This is a genomic window from Pedobacter heparinus DSM 2366 (assembly GCF_000023825.1).
GTDB lineage: Bacteria > Bacteroidota > Bacteroidia > Sphingobacteriales > Sphingobacteriaceae > Pedobacter > Pedobacter heparinus.
In genome coordinates this window covers 2,177,491-2,201,592 of record NC_013061.1, presented here as the reverse complement: position 1 = coordinate 2,201,592, position 24,102 = coordinate 2,177,491, and the positions used below count along the sequence as shown (strand labels likewise).

20 protein-coding genes are annotated in these 24,102 nt (G+C 43.9%); 10 read left to right on the top strand and 10 right to left on the bottom strand.

Translation table 11 applies throughout. The annotated features are described in order from the left end of the window. Window positions 1-15 precede the first annotated feature (15 nt). Together PHEP_RS09470 and PHEP_RS09465 are read right to left on the bottom strand one after the other, a co-directional pair. Window positions 16-729: a head GIN domain-containing protein gene (locus tag PHEP_RS09470; protein ID WP_015807725.1), complete on the bottom strand. Its 714-nt coding sequence runs from the start codon at window positions 727-729 to the stop codon at window positions 16-18. Between the two features lie 2 nt (window positions 730-731). Next, complete coding sequence (locus PHEP_RS09465; protein ID WP_015807724.1) at window positions 732-2,624, bottom strand: RecQ family ATP-dependent DNA helicase; 1,893 nt, start codon at window positions 2,622-2,624, stop codon at window positions 732-734. A 75-nt stretch (window positions 2,625-2,699) separates the two neighbouring features. Between PHEP_RS09465 and PHEP_RS09460 the strand changes: the two genes are divergently transcribed. Then, window positions 2,700-5,954 (top strand): amidohydrolase family protein, encoded by a 3,255-nt coding sequence (locus PHEP_RS09460; protein ID WP_015807723.1) that lies wholly within the window; start codon window positions 2,700-2,702, stop codon window positions 5,952-5,954. A 13-nt stretch (window positions 5,955-5,967) separates the two neighbouring features. On the opposite strand, the gene PHEP_RS09455 is transcribed toward PHEP_RS09460, so the two are convergent. Continuing rightward, complete coding sequence (locus PHEP_RS09455; RefSeq protein ID WP_015807722.1) at window positions 5,968-7,209, bottom strand: serpin family protein; 1,242 nt, start codon at window positions 7,207-7,209, stop codon at window positions 5,968-5,970. A 375-nt stretch (window positions 7,210-7,584) separates the two neighbouring features. Then, a complete protein-coding gene (locus PHEP_RS09450) occupies window positions 7,585-8,814 on the bottom strand; it encodes a BaiN/RdsA family NAD(P)/FAD-dependent oxidoreductase (RefSeq protein ID WP_015807721.1) in 1,230 nt (409 codons plus the stop codon). A gap of 17 nt (window positions 8,815-8,831) precedes the next feature. On the opposite strand from PHEP_RS09450, the gene PHEP_RS09445 reads away from it, so the two are divergent. After that, entirely contained in the window at window positions 8,832-9,971 is a 1,140-nt protein-coding gene (locus tag PHEP_RS09445; protein ID WP_015807720.1) for a 5-(carboxyamino)imidazole ribonucleotide synthase, read from the top strand. Further along, window positions 9,972-10,469, top strand: coding sequence for a 5-(carboxyamino)imidazole ribonucleotide mutase (gene purE / locus PHEP_RS09440; RefSeq protein WP_015807719.1), 498 nt, complete (start codon window positions 9,972-9,974; stop codon window positions 10,467-10,469). Between the two features lie 9 nt (window positions 10,470-10,478). On the opposite strand, the gene PHEP_RS09435 is transcribed toward purE, so the two are convergent. After that, a complete protein-coding gene (locus PHEP_RS09435) occupies window positions 10,479-11,042 on the bottom strand; it encodes a YqgE/AlgH family protein (RefSeq protein WP_015807718.1) in 564 nt (187 codons plus the stop codon). 50 nt (window positions 11,043-11,092) lie between these two features. Between PHEP_RS09435 and pdxH the strand changes: the two genes are divergently transcribed. From pdxH to PHEP_RS09415, 4 genes are read left to right on the top strand one after another with little or no spacing between them, the layout of a single operon-like run. Continuing rightward, window positions 11,093-11,743 carry a pyridoxamine 5'-phosphate oxidase gene (gene pdxH, locus PHEP_RS09430; protein WP_143715849.1) on the top strand — a complete coding sequence of 217 codons (651 nt, stop codon included), beginning with the start codon at window positions 11,093-11,095 and terminating at the stop codon, window positions 11,741-11,743. Window positions 11,744-11,776: 33 nt separating this feature from the next. After that, window positions 11,777-12,676: a 3-hydroxybutyryl-CoA dehydrogenase gene (locus PHEP_RS09425; RefSeq protein WP_015807716.1), complete on the top strand. Its 900-nt coding sequence runs from the start codon at window positions 11,777-11,779 to the stop codon at window positions 12,674-12,676. A 28-nt stretch (window positions 12,677-12,704) separates the two neighbouring features. After that, entirely contained in the window at window positions 12,705-13,727 is a 1,023-nt protein-coding gene (gene ruvB / locus PHEP_RS09420) for a Holliday junction branch migration DNA helicase RuvB (RefSeq protein ID WP_015807715.1), read from the top strand. Window positions 13,728-13,780: 53 nt separating this feature from the next. Then, the gene (locus tag PHEP_RS09415) at window positions 13,781-15,286 is read left to right on the top strand and encodes a bifunctional GNAT family N-acetyltransferase/carbon-nitrogen hydrolase family protein (protein ID WP_015807714.1); all 1,506 of its coding nucleotides are present in this window, start codon (window positions 13,781-13,783) and stop codon (window positions 15,284-15,286) included. 13 nt (window positions 15,287-15,299) lie between these two features. On the opposite strand, the gene PHEP_RS09410 is transcribed toward PHEP_RS09415, so the two are convergent. Then, entirely contained in the window at window positions 15,300-15,518 is a 219-nt protein-coding gene (locus PHEP_RS09410) for a hypothetical protein (protein ID WP_015807713.1), read from the bottom strand. A gap of 77 nt (window positions 15,519-15,595) precedes the next feature. Between PHEP_RS09410 and queG the strand changes: the two genes are divergently transcribed. Then, window positions 15,596-16,534: a tRNA epoxyqueuosine(34) reductase QueG gene (gene queG / locus PHEP_RS09405; RefSeq protein WP_015807712.1), complete on the top strand. Its 939-nt coding sequence runs from the start codon at window positions 15,596-15,598 to the stop codon at window positions 16,532-16,534. A gap of 8 nt (window positions 16,535-16,542) precedes the next feature. Here queG and PHEP_RS09400 read toward each other — a convergent pair whose 3' ends face one another. Together PHEP_RS09400 and PHEP_RS09395 are read right to left on the bottom strand one after the other, a co-directional pair. After that, entirely contained in the window at window positions 16,543-18,411 is a 1,869-nt protein-coding gene (locus PHEP_RS09400; protein WP_049772234.1) for a M1 family metallopeptidase, read from the bottom strand. Window positions 18,412-18,422: 11 nt separating this feature from the next. Continuing rightward, on the bottom strand, window positions 18,423-19,409 hold the full coding sequence (locus PHEP_RS09395) for a 3'-5' exonuclease (protein WP_015807710.1): 987 nt from the start codon (window positions 19,407-19,409) through the stop codon (window positions 18,423-18,425). 169 nt (window positions 19,410-19,578) lie between these two features. On the opposite strand from PHEP_RS09395, the gene PHEP_RS09390 reads away from it, so the two are divergent. Next, window positions 19,579-21,549, top strand: a complete 1,971-nt coding sequence (locus PHEP_RS09390) for a transglutaminase domain-containing protein (RefSeq protein WP_015807709.1) — start codon at window positions 19,579-19,581, stop codon at window positions 21,547-21,549. Further along, window positions 21,550-23,463, top strand: a complete 1,914-nt coding sequence (locus tag PHEP_RS09385; RefSeq protein ID WP_015807708.1) for a DUF3857 domain-containing protein — start codon at window positions 21,550-21,552, stop codon at window positions 23,461-23,463. Here PHEP_RS09385 and PHEP_RS22405 read toward each other — a convergent pair. Both PHEP_RS22405 and PHEP_RS09380 read right to left on the bottom strand, forming a co-directional pair. Further along, complete coding sequence (locus PHEP_RS22405) at window positions 23,452-23,574, bottom strand: hypothetical protein (RefSeq protein WP_015807707.1); 123 nt, start codon at window positions 23,572-23,574, stop codon at window positions 23,452-23,454. The genes PHEP_RS09385 and PHEP_RS22405 overlap by 12 nt on opposite strands. 3 nt (window positions 23,575-23,577) lie before the next feature. Beyond that, entirely contained in the window at window positions 23,578-24,102 is a 525-nt protein-coding gene (locus PHEP_RS09380; RefSeq protein WP_015807706.1) for a C40 family peptidase, read from the bottom strand.

Here is a 24,102-nt window from a genome sequence, read left to right as displayed (position 1 = left end):
AAAACCAAAAGCAGACTAATTTACTTTCTCCAGTTTTGTGGCCCCCGATTTTTTCTCGTCCACCTTTTTGGGATTGCCTTTATAATAGATCTCACTCGATCCTGAAGTTTTCACTTTCAGCTCATTCAGCACATTGATATTGGCCTTACCACTGCCATCTGTATCAATATTGTATATCCCAACTATAAAATCAAAGGCATCCACCCTGGCCGTACCGTTAATTTTCAGGTCGTGCACCCCGGCCTGTCCGCTCAGCGCAATTTTACCTACACCATCAACCCTTGTTACTACTTTCCTTGCACTTAAATTCATGTTCACATCAGCTGCGCCCGAAAAAGAAAGGTCCAGGTCATCGGCATAAATACGCCCTTCCCCAACAGCTTTCACCGCACCGTCCAGCTTCAGCGACCTCAACTCCCCTATTCCTGCCCTTACCACAATCGAATCTGTACCACAATAGTGGTCGTAATCCAGTTTCAGCCTTAATTCAAAACCGGAAACATCGGCCTTCACGTAAGTAATGATATTGGAATCGGCATCCACCTGGATTTTGTAACTGCTGTCCTGCACCATCACCAGTTTAATGGCCCCTTCTACTTTTATCCGATCAAAATTCTTTACAGATACCGCCCTGCTCACATGCCGGCCGGCATCTTCAATACATTTGTTTTCGCAGCCTGTAAATAAAACAGGTATCAATAAGGCTATAAGGGATATTTTCTTCATCATATTTAAAGGTAATAATTTTTACCATCTGTTTTAATCTTTCCGGCATCCAGCAATTCACGGATACGTCCAAGGCGTTCGTTTTCTGTTCCTGTACTTACCGCATTTACCAGCACATCCAGCAGGTAACTCTCACTTTGCAACAGGGTAACAATCTCAAAATCCAGCTTATCCTTCAGCATCGCTGCATCATCGGCTTTTTTTTCGGCCAGGCACACATCACAAACACCACATTTATCTGCCTCCGGTTCATCAAAGTAAGTGAGCAACTGTATACTTCTGCAAATCTTTTTACCGGCATAAGCCAGCACCGCAGTAATCTGCTCGGCCTGGATCTGTTTGCGCTGTGCAATGTATTTCAGGTCGATATCCATATGGCTAAAATCCAGCCTTGGCCGGATATACTGTAATTGTGGTTGATCTGTTTGCGGGATATAAGACAATAAGCCCTGTTCCTGTAAATTGTTCAGCTGCCGCAGCACATCGTTATAGGAAATGCGCAGTTTTGCTGCAATATCCGCCTCGCTGATCTTTACATATTGTTCAAATGAACCACCGTACAACCTCAGTATGGCTTTTATCAGCGGGTCATAACCTGCATTTTCTATCTGGAAACGGTAAACATCTTCATTGCCCACCACAAACAATACCCTGGAAGGTAAAAATATGTTTTCCGACAAGGTAATGTATCCATCGTGCTCCAAAAATTTTAAGGCGCCCATCGTTTTAATTACCCCTACATTAAAGCGCTTACAAAAATCGGCCAGGTCAAAACCAAAACTCAGCCCTTCCCCTGCCCCATAAGCCAGCTGAAAATAATTACCCAGGTAATGGTACACTTTTCTGATCTCCTCAACCGAAGGAAAACTAGCTGTATATTTCGCTTTTAAGGACAATTCGTCCGATTTGTTGGCCAGCAATATGGTATAAGCTTTTTTACCATCCCTCCCTGCCCGGCCCGCTTCCTGGTAATAGGCTTCCAAACTTTCCGGCAGGTCTAAATGTACCACAAAACGTACATCAGGCTTATCTATTCCCATTCCAAAAGCATTCGTCGCCACCATCACCCGGATGCGGTTCCGCTTCCAGTCCTCCTGTTTCCTGAAACGTTCTTCCTTCTCTACCCCAGCATGGTAAAAATCTGCAGCCACCCCGTTCCTGCTCAAAAAAGAGGCTACTTCGGCAGTCTCCCTCCGGTTGCGCACATATACCAGTCCGCTACCTCTTACTTTATTTACAATACTGATCAGCTTTTTGTACTTATCTTCATCATCCTGCACTACATAGCTCAGGTTTTTACGGGCAAAGCTCTGTACAAAAACATGCGGTTTTTTAAACTGCAGTTTTTCCATAATGTCTGTTCTCACAAACTTCGTAGCAGTAGCCGTCAGGGCTAAAACAGGTACATCGGGATGGATTTCCCTGATCTCACTGACTTTCAGATAGGGTGGCCTGAAATCATAGCCCCATTGCGAAATACAATGGGCCTCATCTACGGCAATCAGGTTTACGTTCATGTAAGAGATCCGCACGCGCACCAGTTCCGATAATAAACGTTCCGGCGAGAGGTACAAAAATTTGATCTTTCCGTAAATGCAGTTGTCAAGCAAAATATCGATCTCCCTTTTTCCCATCCCTGCATAAATGGCCACTGCATCAATGCCTTTTGCTTTAAGGGCCTCTACCTGGTCTTTCATCAGGGCCACCAAAGGCGATATCACGATACAAATCCCTTCTTTCAGCATAGCAGGCACCTGGAAACAGATCGATTTCCCACCACCAGTAGGCAATAAGGCCAAAGTATCCTGCCCGTTTAAAACAGATCTGATAATTTCATCCTGCAATGGCCTGAAACCATCATATCCCCAGTACCGCTTTAATATCTCCGTCTCGTTCATAAAAAGGTTACCCTCCAAAACTATAAAAATGAACTGATATTATTAAATTAGCAAAAAAATCACTCAACCGGCTATATGAGAACATCACTACTCCTGTTAATTCTTGTATTCTCTTTTTTTCAATCGTCATTCTCCCAATCTCCCACACCTGGTCCCGACAAACAATGGGACATAGAAAAATATAAGGGCAATACCAAAACCTTTACCTTTAACACAGATGAAGGTACATGGATGAACCTGGATGTAAGCCCTGATGGCAAGGATATCGTGTTTGACCTGTTGGGCGACCTCTACATCATGCCCATTAGCGGGGGTTCAGCCGTTTTGTTAAGCAGCGGGCCGGCCTGGGATATCCAGCCCCGCTTTAGCCCCAATGGCCGGTACATATCCTATACCAGTGATAAAAGCGGTGCCGACAACATCTGGATCATGAACCGTGATGGCTCCGGCAAAAGGCAGATATCCAAAGAAACTTTCCGTTTATTGAACAATGCAACCTGGATGCCCAACAGTGAGTACCTCATTGCACGCAAACACTTTACCGGTACCCGTTCGCTGGGCGCGGGGGAAATGTGGATGTACAGCATTTATGGTGGTGAAGGTGTACAGCTGACCAAGAGAAAAAATGACCAGCAGGATGCCGGAGAACCAAATGTTTCGCCGGATGGCAAATACCTTTATTTTAGTGAGGACATGTCGCCCGGCCCTAACTTCGAATACAGCAAAGACCCTAACGGCATGATCTATGCCATCCGTCAGTTAGACCTGACCAGCGGCAAAATTACCAGCCTGATTGCTCAGCCAGGCGGGGCAGCCCGGCCACAGGTTTCCCCGGATGGAAAAATGATGGCCTATGTAAAACGCATGCGCTTAAAATCTGTACTGGTATTGCAAAACCTGCAAACGGGAGAAGAATGGCCCATCTATGAAGACCTGTCGCACGACCAGCAGGAAACCTGGGCCATTTTTGGCGTTTACCCCAATTATGCCTGGACACCCGATGGCAAGAGCATCATTTTCTATGCCCGTGGCAAGATCAAAAAGATCGACCTCAATTCATTGTTCACCAATAACCTCCCATTTCATGTCACCGGTTCACAAACCATACAGCAGGCCCTGCATTATCAGCAGCAGGTGTTCAGCAATGATTTTACGGTAAAAATGATCCGGCAGCTTAACACTTCTGCCGACGGCAAATTTGTTGTATTTAATGCCGCGGGCTTCCTCTATAAAAAAGACCTGCCAAACGGGCTGCCTGAAAGGGTAAGCAAGGGTATCGACTTTGAGTTCGAGCCCGAGATCAGTGCCGACGGCAAATCTGTCATTTATACCACCTGGAGTGATGAATTTAAAGGGGCTATTAAAAAAACCGACCTGAAATCGGGTAAAACAGTTACGCTGACCACCGAAAAAGGCTTTTATTATTCTCCTTCTTTTTCCAATAAAGGCGATAAGATCGTGTTCCGAAAAGGAGTGGGCAACGACGTGCTTGGTTATGCTTTTGGCCGGGGAACAGGAATTTTTACCATGCCCGCCAGTGGTGGCCCGAAAACACTGATCACCGAGAATGGCATCAGGCCCAAATTCAATGCCGACGACAGCAGGATCTATTTTCAATCCAGCGAAGACGGAAAAAAGGCATTCAAAAGCATAGACCTGAATGGCGCCAACGAACGGACGCACTATACTTCAACATACGCCACACAATTTGCACCCAGTCCGGATGGCAAATGGATGGCCTTTACAGAGCTTTTCAACATTTACGTTACACCGATGGTAACTACGGGCAGGCCGCTCGACCTGTCGGCCGGCAACAAAACCATACCACTTACCCGCATCACCAAAGATGCCGGCACCTATATCCACTGGAGCCACGACAGCAATAAATTGTTCTGGACACTGGGCGAACAGTATTTTAGCCGTGATGTAAAAACAGCATTCAACTTTACCGATGGCTCAACAGCGCAGATCAAAGCACCCGACAGTACTGGCCTGGCCATAGGCTTAAAACTAAAGACCGATGTTCCAACCGGCCTCACCGCACTTACAGGTGCCAGGATCATCACCATGAAAGGCGATGAGGTGATAGAGAACGGTGCTATACTCATTGAAAACAATAAAATTGTATCCATTGGCAAAAACCTGCCCCTGCCAGCAAACACAAGGGTAATTGATGTAACGGGAAAAACCATTATGCCGGGTATGGTAGATGTGCATGCACATCTGCGCAGCAGTCCGGATGGCATTACACCGCAGCAGGACTGGTCGTACCTGGCCAACCTGGCCTTTGGGGTAACCACCTCGCACGACCCCTCCAGCAATACAGAAATGGTGTTCAGTCAGTCGGAAATGATCAAAGCAGGCCGGCTTACCGGCCCCAGGTTATATTCTACAGGCTCCATCCTCTATGGTGCCGATGGCGATTTTAAGGTAGTCATCAACAGCCTGGACGATGCCCTGTCTAACCTGAGAAGACTAAAAGCAGTGGGTGCCTTTTCTGTAAAATCCTACAACCAGCCCCGTCGCGATCAGCGTCAGCAGATCATCGAGGCTGCAAGGCAATTAAAAATGATGGTTGTGCCAGAAGGCGGCTCTACCTTTTTTACCAATATGAACATGATTGCCGACGGGCATACGGGCATTGAACACAGCATTCCGGTTGCACCTGTTTTTAAAGATGTAACCACCTTCTGGAACAAAACTGAGGTAGCTTATACCCCTACACTCATTGTTAGCTATGGCAGCCAGTGGGGAGAAAATTACTGGTACGACCGTACCAATGTATGGGAAAATGAGCGCCTGATGGCCTTTACCCCCAGGTCCATCATAGACCCGCGGGCCAGGAGAAGAACAACGTCAGAATATGGCGATTACGGTCATATTGAAGTGGCCAAAACGGCCAGGCAGATTGCCGAGGGTGGCACCAAAGTAAATTTAGGCGCGCATGGGCAGATCCAGGGACTGGGTGCACACTGGGAACTCTGGATGCTGGCACAGGGTGGTATGACCCCCTTACAGGCCATCAGGTGTGCCACCATAAACGGCGCGGCCTATCTGGGTATGGACAAAGAGATCGGCTCACTGGAAATCGGAAAACTGGCCGATCTGATCGTGATGGATGCCAATCCGCTGGACGACATCAGGAATTCGGAAAAAATTAAATACGTAATGATCAACGGCCGTATTTTTGACAGCCTGTCTATGAATGAAATAGGCAACCGCGAAAAGGTACGGGGTAAATTGTGGTTTGAGACTGGAAAGGGAATGGTTTACACCTTCCCGACCGGCAATGCCGAAACCTGGACTTATACCATTCCCAATTGCGAATAAAATCGGGTAAGCCTTAATTATCCAATAAGGGGTTATTTACGATACCGGTAAATAAAATCAGCCCGGTTTTCATCTCGCGGATCACAAATACAAAAGGGCGGTTAATAAGAACCGGGGCCGGCTCTTGTACAGAAGTAAGCTCCATCCCAACAGAGGTTACAGCGGCAGCTTCTGTACCGCTTTCATTTACTTCAACAAAGGTTTTATGCTTCACCTCATTTATTTGTAAACCTGCAGCACTCATTCTGCTGAAATCTGCTGCCCCGGTTTTACCAAAGGCAATTCCCATACCCAGATTGGTTAGCTGATCGTTTAATATGCTGCTGTAGCTAAATTTAAACCTGGGCATTTTAATTTCAACACCGGTTTTCTGCAGGCCTGCCATCCACCCTTTCCATTTTGCCGGACTAACTGAGGCGACAAATTCAGCAATATTGGTATTGGTAGCAGGTAATGCAATGACCATGCTGTATTTTTCGTTCCCATACGGAAGTTCATAAATGTAGGCCTCCTCTGAGCGTAAGTGATTAACAGTTGCCTTTGCAACCATAAAATCTGTTTGTACCTTATTATTGGCGTCCAGGTTAAAATCCGATTTTGCAGTTTTATCCTTATCGAATTTATACTTCCAGTCGCTTTTAAAATAAACGGCATTGATCAGGTACATGACCATATCGCTGCCAATTGCATCAATTATAGTTGGGATTTTTCCATTTGTGCTGTTATTTACCCAATTGTTAATTTTGTCTTTTGCAGCAGGATTGGCAAAGTCCAGGCCCTCAACTGCAGCATTGTAATTGTCCCTGTTCACATTAAGAAAAGCAGGCAATGTGGTAAATGTATTTCTGTACCAGATGGAATTGGCAATTTTTAATGAAGCCTTAGGATCTAACTGGGGTAATTCTGTTGCTATTTTATGGTAATAGCTGTTTATTTCAGCTTCAGTAAAATCCTTAAATTCCATGGTATTTCTTATGGCTTCCAAAGTTGTGCCGCTGCTTCCGTTACTGGTCATCCCCAATGCTATACTTACACTTAAAGGCGACAACATAAGGTTTTTACCCGCCAAAGGTTTGGCTATAATTTCCTTAAACAGCTTTAAGGTAAAGGCATTATCGGCTTCTGCCTTTTGCTGCTCTCTTTCGGTCAATATTAAATCTTTTCCGGTGTCTGGCGTTTTGTTGCCCTTTTTGCAGGATGTAGCCACGCACATTAAAACTGCAACAACTAAGCGTAATTTGTAGTTTTTTTTCATCTGTTTATAGTTTGGTTTAACCTTTATACGTATAAACCTGCAATTTCGCTACAGTACTTTTAATAAAAATTCATACTGTAAATGGCTGTATTTTTGATGGATTTAGCTGTACCTGAAGCAGAAAAACTGGGCTCCCCGCAGTTTTCTTAATAAGAGAATTGGAACAACTTGATTATCAACAGGGATTCAACAGGGAAATAACAGGGAGAGAACAGGGACTTAACAGGGACAAATTCCTGTTAATTTCTTATTATTTCCCTTTTGTTTTCCTGTTTATTATTAATCATAAATAAACAATACCCAATCAAGAGCTAGATTAATTACTCTAAAAGACATTTTAATTTCTCTACAAGAAATTGAAATTTTCAAAAAAAATTAAAGCTGCTGGGCAATGACGAAACCACTGGCCCAGGCCCATTGAAAATTATAACCGCCCAGCCAGCCGGTTACATCTACACACTCTCCACCAAAATACAGGCCAGGTATTTTTTTACATTCCAGGGTTTTGGACGAGAGCTCATCCGTGTCTATACCACCGCGCATTACTTCAGCCTTATCATAGCCCTTGTCACCGGCAGGTTTCACTTTAAACCAGTGGATGGTCTGTTCAATCTGTTCCATTTCTGCTTTGGTTAAGGAAGCAACCTGCTTATCAATTGGCAAATATTTGGCCATGGCCTCGGTAAATTTCCTGGCATAATAGCGGTTAAACAAGGAAGACAGGAGCGCTTTACCATTCTGCTTTCGCTCTGTTTCTATCAAAGCAGTAATATTTTGTCCGGGCAATAAATCAATGTTGAACACCTCTCCTCTTTTCCAGTAGGATGAAATCTGCAAAATTGCAGGGCCGCTTAACCCCCAGTGTGTAAACAGGATATTTTCTTCAAACGCGATGCGCTCGTTGCTCACCTTACAATAAACACTGTTTCCGGACAGCTGTGCGTACCAGTCCTCATCTTTCCCGGTTATGGTAAGCGGTACCAGCGCAGGCGCCGTTTCCACAATTTTCAATCCCTGTTTCCGGGCAAAGCGCAGGGCAAAATCGGTAGCCCCCATTTTTGGGATGGGCAATCCACCTGTAGCCATCACCAGTTTTGGGGCTTTAACCACATGGCTTTTTGTCCCTTTGGCATAGTTTACAGCAAAACCAGCCTCCAATATTTTTATATCAGTAACCACTGTATCACAAATCAGCTCCTGTCCAAAATCCTCGCAAAGCGCAGTAAAAACGGCTACAATGGCTGCAGCATTGTTACTTTCCGGAAACAGCTGCCCAAGGGTCTTCTCTTTTCCATTGATGCCATAAGTCTCAAAAAAACTGATGGTATCCTCAACTGTCCACTGTGTAAAAGCCGATTTAATAAAATGTCTGTTTCCAGAAATAAACTGCTCGTCTGTAGCAAACAGATTGGTATAATTACACCTTCCGCCACCTGAGATCAAGATCTTGGCACCAGGCTTCGCATTCTTTTCCAGCAGGATGACCCGCTTGCCAAGGTACCCTGCCTGTACCGCACACATCAAACCACAGGCTCCGGCACCAATAATTATAGCATCTGCATCCATCAATCCGTTTATATTGTTATTTTTGTGCAAAATAAGCATAACTTTTTCATATAGATATGGCAAAACAAATAAGTGATCTGAAATTGGGAATATTGGGCGGCGGACAACTCGGCAGAATGCTGATCCAGGAAGCCATCAATTATAACCTTACGACCCTGGTTTTAGATCCGGATACCGATGCTCCCTGTAAACATCTTGCAAATTACTTTGAATGTGGCTCTATTACCGATTTTGACACCGTTTACAACTTCGGCAAAAAAGCAGATATCATTACCATAGAAATAGAAAAGGTAAATATTGAAGCATTGGAACAACTGGAAAAGGAAGGAAAACAGGTTTTCCCGCAATCCCGGGTAATCCGCCTGATCCAGGACAAGGGTGTTCAAAAACAGTTTTTTAAAGAAAACAACATCCCAACAGCACCTTTTCAGCTGGTAAATACCAGAGAAGAGATGCGCCACAGCAGGTTTGCGTTTCCTTATATACTTAAACAGCGCCGGGATGGCTACGACGGTAAAGGCGTGATGAAAATAAACCATGCAGCTGATATTGAGCAGGCCTTTGATGCGCCCTGCCTGATTGAGGAAATGATAGACTTTGAAAAAGAGATTGCCGTTATTGTGGCCAGAAACGCTAATGGGGACATGAAAACTTTTCCGATGGTAGAAATGGAATTCAATGCCGAGGCCAATCTGGTCGAGTTCCTGATCTCTCCTTCTACTTATCCTGAAGCGCTTCAGAACAAGGCCGAGGTAATTGCCAAAAACATCGCTTCCTCCCTTAACATCACCGGCTTACTGGCCGTAGAAATGTTTGTGACCAGGAATGGGGAGCTGCTGGTCAATGAGCTGGCACCAAGACCACACAATAGCGGACATCAAACCATTGAGGGCAATTATGTTTCTCAGTTTGACCAGCATTTAAGGGCAATTTTTAACCTGCCATTGGGCGATACACGCAGCATCAGCAATGCAGTGATGATTAATCTGCTGGGCGAGAAAAACCATAATGGGGTAGCCAAATATCAGGGATTGGAAAAAACCATGGCCATTGATGGGGTATATATCCATCTTTACGGTAAAAAATACACCAAACCTTTCCGCAAAATGGGCCATGTTACGGTGGTAGACCAAAACCGGGAAAGTGCAGTACAGAAAGCAAATTATATTAAAAATACATTAAAAGTTATTTCATAAATGAGCACAGAGCGCGTAAAAGCTGGCATTATCATGGGCAGCAAATCGGATCTTCACATCATGCAGGATGCAGCCGATATTTTCAAGGAATTTGGGGTTGAATTTGAAATGACTGTGGTATCGGCACACCGCACTCCGGAAAGGATGTTTGAATATGCCAAAAATGCAGCTTCAAGAGGCTTAAAAGTAATTATAGCCGGGGCCGGCGGCGCAGCCCATTTACCTGGCATGGTAGCTTCCATCACCACTTTACCGGTTATTGGGGTACCCGTAAAATCTTCAAATTCTATCGATGGATGGGATTCCATCCTTTCTATTTTACAAATGCCAAATGGCATTCCTGTAGCCACTGTAGCTTTAAATGCAGCAAAAAATGCAGGCTTACTGGCTGTACAGATCCTGGCTACGGCAGATGACTCACTTGGGCTTAAAATGCAGGCCTATAAAGATGAACTGCGAAAAAAGGTTGAAGAAAGCGCAGCTGAACTGGAAGGCTAGACATTAAAATCAATTCAGACTGGGATCCTGGGGGAAATTGCTGACATGGGCATATTTTGGCCCCAGGTTAATGATTACCTCGCGCCATAGGTTTTCTTCATTGCCGGAGAAAACCACATCCGGATGAAAAGCATCTGATACGATCCAGGTATTCTCTTTCATCTCCTTTTTTAATTGTTCCTTTCCCCAGCCCGAATAGCCGATAAAAAACTTGATCTCATCTTCATGAATATGCTTGCTGTTGATGAGTGCTTTGAGCGTTTCAAAATTACCGCCCCAGTAAATCCCCTTCGCAATTTCCTGCCCATCCCCTATCTTATCGTAACAACGGTGTACAAAATGGATGGTATCGGTTTCTACCGGTCCGCCAAAATATACCGGAAAATTGGCTTCCGCGAGTTCAGGGATCACATCTTTAAGCAGCAGGGTACTGCATTGGTTCAGGATAAAGCCAACTGTACCTTCCTCCTGATGGTCCGTAATTAAAATTACGGCACGCTTAAAATTAGGATCCATTAAAAATGGTTCTGAAATTAACAATCGTCCCAATGAAGGTTGTAACCTGCTTATCATTTTGGAAATTTAGGGATAAAATTGAATAAACTAAAACCTATTTTTGTATGATGGACCACAATAAAAATAATTTGCATGATTTAAGACAGGAATACCGCGCCGCACAACTTACAGAACAAGATGTAGAGAGCGACCCTATCCTGCAGTTTGGAAAATGGTTTAATGCTGCTGTAGATGCACAATTGTACGAACCCAATGTAATGACCCTGGCCACATCCGACCGGTTTGGCAAGCCTTCGGCAAGGATTGTACTACTAAAGGGCTTTGATGAAAATGGTTTCGTCTTTTACACCAATTACGAGAGTAAAAAAGGAAGGGACCTGATAGAGAACCCACAGGCCGCACTGGTGTTTTTCTGGGCCGAACTGGAACGTCAGGTACGTATTGAGGGGGTAGTGAGTAAAGTTGATGCCGAAACATCTGCCGCTTATTTCCATTCCCGTCCTGCAGGCAGCCAGATCGGTGCCCTGGCCTCGCCGCAAAGCAAGGTACTGGACAACAGGGAGTCACTTGAACAAAAGGTGGCCGCACTGACTAAAGAATTTGAGGGCCGTGAAATTCCCCGTCCGCTACACTGGGGTGGCTACCTCATAGAACCTTCGCATCTCGAGTTCTGGCAGGGCCGTCCCAGCAGGCTGCACGACAGAATTGCTTACGATTTAGTGGATGGTTCGTGGATTATAAATAGATTAGCGCCTTAAAAACGTTAAACTAACCTCATAAAAATAAACTAAATGAAAAACATTGCAGTAATCGGCTCTGGCACAATGGGTAATGGTATTGCGCATACTTTTGCGCAGTTCGGTTACCAGGTAAACCTTATTGACATCCATCAGGAAGCCTTAAATAAGGCTATGGATACTATTGGTAAAAACCTTGACCGCCAGGTGGGCAAGGGAACGCTTACAGCAGCGGAAAAGGCAGGTACACTGGCCAACATTACTACCTTTACAGAAATGCAGACGGGTGTGGCCAATGCCGACCTGATTGTAGAGGCGGCCACCGAAAACCTGGAGCTTAAGCTAAAAATATTTAAGGACCTCGATTTTTTTGCCAAGCCAGAGGCCATTCTGGCCAGCAATACTTCTTCCATTTCCATTACGCATATTGCTTCGGTTACCGGCCGTAGCGATAAAGTGATCGGCATGCATTTCATGAACCCCGTACCGGTAATGAAACTTGTAGAAGTGATCAGGGGTTATGCCAGCAGTGATGAAACCACTGGAACGGTGATGGAGCTTTCCAGAAAACTGGCTAAAGTTCCGGTTGAGGTAAATGATTATCCGGGCTTTGTAGCCAACAGGATCCTGATGCCAATGATCAATGAGGCCATTTATACGCTTTACGAAAATGTGGCCGGTGTAGCAGAAATTGATACGGTAATGAAATTGGGCATGGCCCACCCCATGGGCCCTTTGCAGCTGGCCGATTTCATTGGCCTTGATGTTTGCCTGGCTATTTTAGAGGTATTACACACTGGTTTTGGCAATCCGAAATATGCACCATGCCCATTACTGGTAAATATGGTGATGGCAGGCAAAAAAGGCATTAAGTCTGGAGAAGGTTTTTACAATTATGCCAATGGGCCCAAAGAGGCAGTTGTAGCTGCCAAATTTAGCCAACCAATGCTATAATTCTAATTTTTAAGCGTATTTTTGAATAATGAACGAAAATCTTGATCCATCATCCGAAAGCCTTTCACCTGTAGAACGCGATATTGAAAAAGTACTGCGCCCACAGGCTTTTGATGATTTTACGGGACAGGAAAAGGTGATGGAAAACCTGAAGATCTTTGTGAAAGCGGCCAAGCTACGTGGCGAACCGCTGGATCATGTCTTGTTACATGGCCCCCCCGGACTGGGTAAAACCACACTTTCCCTTATCATTGCCAATGAAATGGGCGTGGGCATAAAGGTGACCTCCGGACCGGTTCTGGATAAACCCGGGGATCTGGCAGGGCTGCTGACTGGTCTGGATGAGGGCGATATCCTTTTTATTGATGAGATACACAGGTTAAGCCCCCTGGTTGAAGAGTACCTGTACTCGGCCATGGAAGATTTTAAGATAGACATTATGCTCGAGAGCGGTCCGAATGCACGCTCTGTACAAATCTCATTGAACCCTTTTACCCTGGTTGGTGCCACTACCCGCTCCGGCCTGTTAACTGCCCCCTTAAGGGCAAGGTTTGGCATCAATTCCAGACTGGCCTACTACGATGCCAAGCTACTGACCACCATTGTACTGAGGTCATCAGAAATTCTGAAAACCCCGATTACAGATGAAGGGGCCTACGAAATTGCCAGAAGGAGCCGTGGAACACCACGTATTGCCAATGCTTTATTAAGGCGTACCAGAGATTTTGCGCAGATCAAAGGTACCGGAGAAATAGATACAGAGATTGCCCGTTATGCTTTAAAAGCACTAAATGTGGATGAACACGGACTGGATGAAATGGACAATAAAATACTGACCACCATTATCGACAAGTTTAAAGGTGGTCCGGTAGGTTTAAAAACCATAGCTACCGCTGTTGGTGAAGATGAGGGTACCATTGAAGAGGTTTATGAGCCTTTCCTGATCCAGGAAGGTTTTTTAATGCGCACTTCAAGAGGCCGGGAAGCCACTGAGGCAGCTTATAAACACCTGCAAAGAAATTTCCCCGGGCAAACCGGAAGATTATTCTGATAAAATTTTTTTTAGGCACCATTTCTGTTTCAGAATAGCTAAATTTAGCTGATATGAACATAGAAACAAGAAAACTGACCTTAGCCGATTACAATGACTTAAAGGAATCCATGCAGGAGGCCTATGAAACACTGGGACAGATATGGAGCAAAAACAGCATCGAAAGGTTGCTGAAATTATTTCCTGAAGGCCAGCTGTGCATTGCAGTGGATGATAAGGTGGTAGCTTGTTCTTTATCCCTCATTGTAGATTATGATGAATATGGGGATAAACATACTTATAAGAACATTACCGGTGATTATTCTTTTTCTACCCACGACCCCGAAGGGGATGTGCTGTATGGCATAGAGATTTTTGTACATCCCGAATACAGGGGCCTAAGGCTGGGCCGCAGATTGTATGAAGCACGCAAGGAGCTGTGCGAAAACCTGAACCTGAAAAGTATCATTGCAGGTGGCAGGATCCCTGGCTACCACGAATATGCCGATCAGCTGAGCCCCAGGCAATACATAGATAAGGTTAAGGCCAAAGAAATATATGACCCTACCCTTACCTTCCAGCTGTCCAACGATTTCCACGTCAGGAAAGTACTGAAAAACTACCTGCCCGGCGATCATGAATCCAAGGAATTTGCCACTTTAATAGAATGGAACAACATCTATTACCAGGGCATCGATGCCTCTGCCCGTTCGGCCAAGACCATCAGGATCGGTCTGGTACAATGGCAGATGCGACTTTTTCCGGATATTGAAGCTTTTTATGAACAGGTAGAGTTTTTTGTAGATGCTGTGAGCGGCTATAAATCCGATTTTATTGTATTCCCCGAATTTTTCAACACCCCATTGTTGCATCCATACAATCATTTACCAGAAATGGAGGCCATGCGTAAACTGGCCGAACAAACAGCCGAGATTGTAAAAAGGATCCAGCAATATGCCCTTTCATATAATGTAAATATCATATCCGGCAGTATGCCTATTGTAGAGAACAATAAGCTTTATAATGCCACCTATTTATGCCACAGAAGTGGTAAAACAGATGAATACCGGAAAATCCACATTACCCCGAATGAACAGAAATACTATGGAATGGTGGGTGGCGATAAGATCCAGGTGTTTGATACCGATTGCGGTAAAGTAGGGATATTGATCTGTTATGATGTGGAATTTCCTGAACTGAGCAGGCTTTATGCCGATCAGGGGATGCAGATCCTGTTTGTACCTTTCTTAACCGATACCCAGAATGGTTATACCCGGGTAAGGCATTGTGCGCAGGCCAGGGCCATAGAAAATGAATGTTATGTAGCCATAGCAGGTTGCGTGGGCAATTTGCCTAAAGTAAACAATATGGATATACAGTTTGCCCAGTCGGCCGTATTTACCCCTTCTGATTTTGCTTTTCCAACCAATGCGGTAAAGGCCGAAACTACGCCAAATACCGAAATGATGCTGGTGGTGGATGTTGACCTGCATTTGCTGGATGAGATCCATCATTTTGGTACAGTAAGGATACTGAAAGACCGGCGCAGGGATTTATATGAAGTAAGGCTGTTGAAATAACAGCCTTATTTTTTTAACTGTGCGCACCTTTAAAAAACAGCCAGTAGACCAGTAAAGCGATAACCAGTAAAGGGATAAGCCACCTCAATATGACTGCGGCACCGTTGATGTCCTTCTCTTTAACGGCCTGCGGCGATGGTCCCGGATCGGCCTGGTGATGGGCATAATCGTGCTCTATGGGTTTATGTGGTTTGTTCGTCTCTTCTGTATGTTTAGCATCTGAATTTTCCATGACTTTAAGTGTTGGTTAATTTAATAACAATACGGGCCTAAAAAAGTTTACATTACAAAGCCTTATCTTTGCAAAAGATGTTGAACAATGCTTCCAGATACAGCAAGCTGATTAAAGCCGAGGCCCTTAGGCTTGGCTTTATGCAATGCGGTATTGCCAAAGCAGATTTCCTGGAAGAGGAAGCGCCAAAACTGGAGAAATGGCTGCACAACAACCATCACGGACAGATGGCTTACATGGAAAATCATTTCGACAAAAGGCTGGATCCCAGATTGCTTGTGGAAGATTCCAGATCTGTCATTTCTTTGACCCTCAATTATTTTCCTGCTGAACAGCAGCAAGATCCCGATGCCCCAAAGATCTCTAAATATGCTTATGGCATGGACTATCACCAGGTGATCAAGGATAAGTTGTACCAGCTGCTGAACTTTATAAGGGAAGAAATTGGCGAGGTTGCCGGCAGGGCATTTGTAGATTCGGCGCCGGTGCTGGACAGGGCCTGGGCAAAACGTGCAGGCATTGGCTGGATTGGCAAAAACAGCAACCTCATCAATAAGAAGAGTGGTTCCTTCTTTTTTTTAGCTGAACTGATTGTAGACCTGGAGCTGGAGTATGACCAGCCCTTTACGGCAGACCATTGTGGCACCTGTACCAAGTGCATAGATGCCTGTCCTACTGATGCCATTTTATCACCCTTTATCATCGACGCCAAAAAGTGTATCTCCTACCTCACCATTGAACTGAAAGAAGAAATTGACCAGGACTTTAAAGGTAAAATGGACAACTGGATGTTTGGCTGCGATATATGCCAGGATGTTTGCCCCTGGAACAGGTTTTCCGCCCCGCATTCAGAACCTATGTTTAAACCAAATGAGCGCTTGCTGCAAATGAAACGGGAAGACTGGCAGGACATTACAGAAGATGTGTTTAAAACGATCTTTAAAAATTCGGCAGTAAAGCGCACCAAATATAAAGGGCTGACCAGGAACATTGATTTTATAAAAAAGAGTTCTTAAAAGAAGCACTACCTGAGCAGAAAAACATTGTCGTTGGGGTCTTTATCCGGGACATGAACACTACCCAGTGTGACTTTTTTAAGTGTTTTAACTGTACTTACCTCAATATCGGTCCAGGAGTTGCCTTTTTTCCATACCCCTATGGTTTTATGTATTTCTGCTGAAGTACCATCTGCATATTCCAGCAACAGGTCAACCGGCAAAGGTTTCGTACTTTTATTCTCTATCCTGATGCGATAACCTTGATCTGTTTTGTCTGCGGCTTTAATGGCCATGTCTGTTACCCCTTCTTCAAAAAACCAGGCTTTCCAAAACCAGTTCAGGTTTTTGCCCGAGCCCTCATTCATGCAGTAAAAAAAATCAAAAGGCATAGGGTGTTTGCCATTCCATTGTTTAATGTAATGGTGCAGGGCTTTGGTAAACAGCTCATCGCCCAGGTAATCTTTAACAAACAGATACCCCATTGCAGGCTTAGGATAGGAGTTGGTAAAAGAACCTACCCCTTTTAAATCTGGTGTTAATGTAACTATAGGCACATCATTTTTAGTACCTGAAGATATAGCGGTCGACTCTACCCCATATTCGTCCACCAATGTAGTGTCTATCATCGGGGCCAGCAGCCATTCTGCTATGGTTGCCCAGCCTTCGTCCATCCAGCCATATTGGGTTTCGTTGGTGCCCATATAAAAGGGAAACATGGTATGGAATACTTCATGTACGGTAAGCGTAATGGCATCTTTTCTTTTTGCTACAGGATTGTCGTTTACCATCATAGGATATTCCATCTGATCCAGTCCGTCAAAAACAGTTTCATGCGGATATGGAAAAGCCCATTTAGGAAAAACATGGCTCATCAGGTATACCGTTTGCCTGGCAAAATCTGCCACTTCATAATAATCTTTATGGATAGGGTTAAAAACGGCATCTACCCTGGTCCTTCTTTTGGTCAGGGAGTCCACCAGTACGCTCGACGATTTCCACAGGTAATGGTTACTGGTAGCGAAAACAAAATCGGTAACGTTTTTTGCTTCAAACACATAAGTATTAAATGCTTTGTTACTGGTTACCTTTTTTTGTTTCAGGTCCTGTTCCGTAATCACATCTACGATTTCATCCGTTGCTTCTGCCTTGCTTAAACGACTGGCTATCTCTTTTTTAAATACGGCATCAGCATTCAGCAGATTGCCTGTAGCCCAGATCACGTACCGCTCGGGAACAGTAATTTCTGCCTTAAAATTACAGAAGTCGTTATAAAACTCTTCTTCTCCTGTGTATGGATATTTGTTCCAGCCATCTATATCATCGTAAACCGCTATACGCGGAAAAAAATAAGCTACAAAATGCGCACTATCGTTTACCTGCCCTGTACGGATATGTGAGCCCTTATTTAAGATGTACTGATAATCAATGCTGAGCTTCATGGACTTTCCGGGTGCAAGTGCTGCAATCCCGGTATGCATATTGGTCCCTTCAATGACCAGATCGCTGCTGGCCAGGGTTTTCCCATCTGCCTGGACAGACAGGATGTCGAGCCCATCCCCCAGGTCTCTGGTATCTACTTTTGTTTTGGGATTTGCTCCTTTCTGATACAGATTGGGGTAAAGTTTAAACCAAAGCTGTTTAAGGGTATCCTTACTGTTGTTCACATAGACAATCTCTGCAAGGCCCTTCAGTTCCCTTGTTGAAGGGTTAAAATTGATTTTTAACTTATAATCGGCCGTATTTTGCCAGTATGCAGGTCCTGGTTTACCGCTAATGTCCCTTGTCCCCCTTTCATAAGCAGCACGTATATTTGAAGGGACCGGTAAATTTTGCTGGGCATGTACCCGGGCAAACAGCATGACGCATAATGCCGTTACCATTGTCCTTTTCTTCATAAAATTGCGGGTTATTTTCCAAATTTCATCTTCAGCTGCTCCAGCATATCGTTGGTCAGCTCAGCAGCTGGTTTTTCTTTTTTAGGCTGCTGGTGTTGTGGCTTAGCAGGGTTTTGCTGCACTTTAACCGGTTGAGGGTTTTTTGGCCTGTTTGCTTCAGCCTGCTGCTGCCTTTCCAGTTTAAGCTGTTCCTTCTTTTTGTTCCAGCGGGTCCAGATCTCCTCGAGTTTTTTCTTGGTATATAAGGGAAAATCACCCTGCTTCATCCAGGCATAATAACTGGGCTCAATGTCAAAAACCTGCTCAACAGTTTTGCCCTTATGTTTACCAAAATTGAAGGTCTCTTCATCATTTTCATTATAGACCATCCTTCCGGCAAAGTCAACCGGTTTGTTCATATTGGTAAAAGCATGAAGTGCCTCTACATCGTTTTGTACAGGCCTGGATATATTTCCCTGCTTATCCTCAAAATCAATGTCTTTATAACGTTCTATCTGTGCCAGCAATACCTGATAGGTTGCCGTAATATCTGCTTCTGCGGAATGTGCATTGATGATGTCTTTGTTGCAATAGAATTTATAAGCAGCCCTGAGGGTACGCTGCTCCATCTGATGAAATATGTTCTGCACATCAACAAATTTCCTGTCGGACATATCAAAGTCAACCCCTGCCCTTAAAAACTCTTCCAGCAATACCGGGATATCAAACCTGTTGGAGTTGTAGCCTGCCAGGTCTGCATCACCAATAAAATCAGCAAGTTCAGTAGCTACCTCTTTAAATATAGGCTCATTGGCAATGTGTTCGTCGTAAATTCCATGGATCAGTGAAGCATACAATGGGATCGGCATTTCAGGATTGATGCGCATGGTCTTGATCAGTTCAGATCCATCTGGCATGGCTTTCAATATTGCAATTTCGACAATACGATCAGCACCTACATTAACACCAGTGGTTTCCAGATCAAAAAAAGCGAGTGGGCGTTTTAAATTCAATTTCATTTTTAACTTTTTGGTAGCTTTTCAAAAGTCGTAAAAATCATCCAGTAATCCTCGACTTATTTGATAACAATTTTTCTGCAGGTATAATTTACAATCTATTTTTTTTTATTAGATTTCAGGCTATATCTTGCATCATATTTAAATTAACATATTTATTAAACGCTCAGATATGAAATATCTTCTTTTTCTGTTTGTATTTTTTTGTTCCATTGCTGTAAGGGCACAGGATTTTGGATTTGGGGAAATCAGCGGGGATGATCTTGACTTAAAAAAGGTAAAAACAGACAGCAATGCCAATGCAGTAGTGTTAAAGGAATTTGGTACGGCATCAGTTCGTTTAGACGAAAGTTATGGCAATCTTTATATAGATTTTGAATACCATGTCAGGATAAAAATACTGAACAAAAATGGCTTCGGGAGTGCAAATGTTGTCATTCCCCAAAGAATTTATGGCGATAAGGAAGACATGGTCCAGAACCTGAAAGCAGTGACCATAAATTATATAGACGGGCAATTTACACAAACACCGCTGGATAAAAAAAAGGTGTTTACCGAGAAAAAGAACAAATATGTGGTACTGACTAAATTTACCATGCCCAATCTGGTTGAGGGCAGTATTATTGAATACAGCTACCGCCTCTATTCGCATGGCCTTTTTAACTTCAGGAGCTGGGAATTCCAGTCGGACATCCCGAAACTGTACAGCGAATACATTGCCATTATCCCTGCCCTTTACACTTATAATGTATCCTTACGTGGGGCACAGAAGCTCAGTTCACAAAATGCTGAACTCTATAAAGAATGCCTCAGAATTTCAGGAAGGCCCTATGACTGTTCAAAAATGACCTATATCATGAAAGATATCCCGGCATTGGTTGAAGAAGATTACATGACTGCCCCAAGTAATTTCAGGTCGGCCATTAATTTTGAACTCTCCGAATACTACCTGCTGTCGGGCGGGAAGAAAAGTGTAACCAAGGAATGGAAGGATGTGGACTTTGAGCTGATAAATGACAAATCATTTGGCAGCCAGATGAAAAGAAAAGACCTTTTTAAAGAGCTGTTGCCAGAGATCCTGAAAAACAAGACTGCACCGCTGGACAAGGCAAAGGAAATCTATGATTACATTAAGCGCAACATCAAGCGAAACGGATTTATTGGAATTCAAAGTGAAAATACAATAAAAAAAGCTTTGGAAACCCATTCCGGCAATACGGCGGACATTAACCTGGCGCTGGTAGCTGCATTAAGTGCAGCGAATCTGGATGCAGAAGCGGTTATCCTTTCGACCCGTTCCAATGGCACTGTGAATAACTTATACCCCGTGATCACTGATTTTAATTATGTAATAGCTAAGGTAAACATTGAGGGAAAAAGCTATTTGCTGGATGCAACAGAGCCTTTAATGCCATTTGGTTTGCTGCCACTCCATTGCATTAACGGACAGGGAAGGGTAATCAACCTGAAAAAACCCTCCTACTGGTATGACCTTAAAGCGAGTCAGAAAGAAACACTCCGGTACAGTTTAATTGCTGAGCTGGGAAAAGATGGAAAAATACGGGGTAACCTGACCATCCACGCCATTGGTTATGCGGCCTATAATAAACGTAAAAAGATCCTGGCAGCAAGTTCGGTGGATGAATATGTAGAGAAGCTGGATGAGAGTATGCCCCAGATCAGGATCCTTAAACATGCAATCCATAACCTGGACAGCCTGGAAAACCTGCTTACCGAAAATTATGAAGTTGAAATGTCGGCCTTTTCCAACCTCAATAGTGACCCTTTATTTTTTAACCCGTTTTTTATCGACCGGATCAGCAAAAATCCTTTCAATTTAAATGAGCGTACCTATCCTGTAGATCTGGGTGCAGAAAAGGAAATCCGCATCAACATGACAATTAAACTGCCTGATAACTATAATTTGGCCGACAAGCCTAAAGAACTGAACATGGTACTGGCCGATGCGGGTGGCAGGTTTATCTGTACAACTGCTGTTGAAGACAATATCCTGCTGTTTAACCAGCTGATGCAGCTTAACAAACCAATTTATAGCTCTGCAGAATACCTTTCACTTAAGGAGTTCTACAGCAGGATCATCCAATTGCAGAAAACGGATATTATCCTTAAAAAATCAAAATAGATGAAGTTGAAAGAACTGGTGCTACTGGCGCTGCTGCTTTGTACATTCCGCTCTTTTTCACAGGAAAGTTATACAGCAGATGAGATTCCTGCAGAACTGAAGAACCGTGCAAATGCGGTGATCAGGAAAATGGAGACCACCGTAGATATGCGTGCAAACGACAATGTAAGTTTAAACATCAAAAAAACGGTTACCATACTCAATAAAAATGGGGACGATGAGGCCGAACTGACCTTATTCTATGATAAAAATGTAAGCATAAAATATGTTAAAGGGATGATCCTGGATGCCTGGGGAAAACAGATCAGTAAATTTACGCTCAGTAATTTTACAGACCACAGTGCGGTAAACAATTTTTCTTTATTTGAGGATGACCGGGTAAAACATTTTGCCCCTACTGCTTTAGCCTATCCTTATACGATGGTATGCGAGTATGAGGTCAGGTCAAAACAGAACCTGGCGATACCTGACTGGTATGCCAGTGGCAGTGCAGGTGTTGCCGTTGCCCTGAGCAGCTATACTTTCATTTGTAAACCTGAAGATAAAATACGGGTTAAGGCTTACAATTATAAAGGAGAGCCCGAACTTATCCAGACCGACAAGTTTAAAAGCCAGACCTGGACCGTAAAAAATATACCAGCTTTTAAACCGGAGCCCTATGCGCCAAACCCAAATGATTACCGCACCCATATAAAAGTTGCTCCCGAAGATTTTAATTTTTATGGTTATAAAGGAAAATACCAGAACTGGGATGAGCTGGGCAAGTGGATTTATACTGAACTGGTTAAAAACAGGCAGACATTGCCCCCTGCTGCCATAGCCGAAGTTAAAGCACTTACGGCAGGAATAGATAACGATAAGGACAAGGCCCGAAAGATCTATGAATATGTGCAGAAGAAAACCAGGTACATTAGTGTTCAGATTGGTATTGGTGGCAACAGGCCCATTCCTGCAGCGGAAGTTCACCAGGTTTCTTATGGCGATTGTAAAGCCCTGGTAAATTATACCCAAAGCCTGCTGAAAGCAGTTAACATCCCCTCCTGGTATTGCGTGGTAAATGCAGGGGATTTCAAAAAGAACATGGAGACTGATTTTGCCAGTATGAACCAGGGAAATCATATCATTTTATGTTTACCGCTTAAAAATGACACCACATGGCTGGAATGTACCAGTCAGGATGCGCCTTTTGGCTTTCTGGGTAGCTTTACGGACGACCGTACGGTACTGGCCTGCACAGAAGAGGCAGGAAAAATATTAAAAACCCCGGCACTGACCACAGCAATGAACTTACAGGACCGCCGGGCCGAACTAACTTTAGACGGGGAAGGGAACATTAAGGGCAGCCTGAAAACTACGTTTAGCGGTGCACAGTATGACAATTGCGACAAAATGATCAATCAGCCTTTAACTGAACAGTTAAAATTACTGAAAACTGCATATGACATTGACAACATTAACTTCAGTTCACTTCATTACAAGCAGGATAAGGGCAGTAATCCTGTAACCACAGAGGTGCTGGACCTAAGTATCCAAAAATATGCAGCCCAGACCAATAGCCACATTTACCTGGTATTAAATGCTTTCAATAAAGAACGCAGTGTACCTGAAGTCAGGAACAGGACCCTGCCTGTATTTATCAACAGGGGTTATACCGATGTGGACGAGATCATTTACCACCTTCCTGAAAATGTGAGTATTGAGCTTACACCCGACAATAAAATACTTAAAAATGAATTTGGGAGCTATCAGGTAAGTATTAAAAAAGAAGACAGAAAACTGATCTATACCCGAAGGTTTATATTGAACAATGGCAGTTATCCGGCGGAAAAATATACTGATTTTTCGAACTTCATCACTGCAGTAAGTTCGGCCGACCAGGCTAAGGCTATTTTTAAGCTCAACTCAGCTCAATAATAAAATCCCCAGTGCAATGCCAATCACCATGATCAGGTACATCAGGATCTCAGTGGTGGCAAATTTGCTGTATTTGGTCCAGAATGAAATATCGTGCTTAGGTTTTGACATCCTTTAGTTTTTTAAAGATCCAGCCTTAACAATAGCCCTTTGGTAGGCAGGCAGACTTAAATCGTCGACCACAACGCCCCTGGTAGTAGAGGCATGCACAAAATAATTGTTGTTCAGGTAAACCCCAACATGGTCTACTGCGCCGCCTCCGAAAGAAAAAAAGATCAGATCGCCCTCATTCAGCTGGCCCATACTCTTTTCTTTCACGGCATCAGCCTGGTCCCTGGACCTTCTGGGCAAGGTATTGCCATAAATATCTTTTTGCAGCAATAAAGCAAAGCCGGAACAGTCGACCCCCCTTTTATCCAGTCCCCCCAACCTATACTGAACACCTGTCCAATCGGTTATAAACTTATACAGGCTCCTGTTCTTTAAATGCGACATGGCGTCTGCAGCTTTGGCCGCAGCCGTACTGCCAGGCTTCACCGTATTCCGTCTTGAACTACAGGCAGAAAAAAATAATGCAACCAATAGCAGCAGCAGCATGCTGTATCTGTTTTTTCCGGATAATAAACTACTGATATTCAT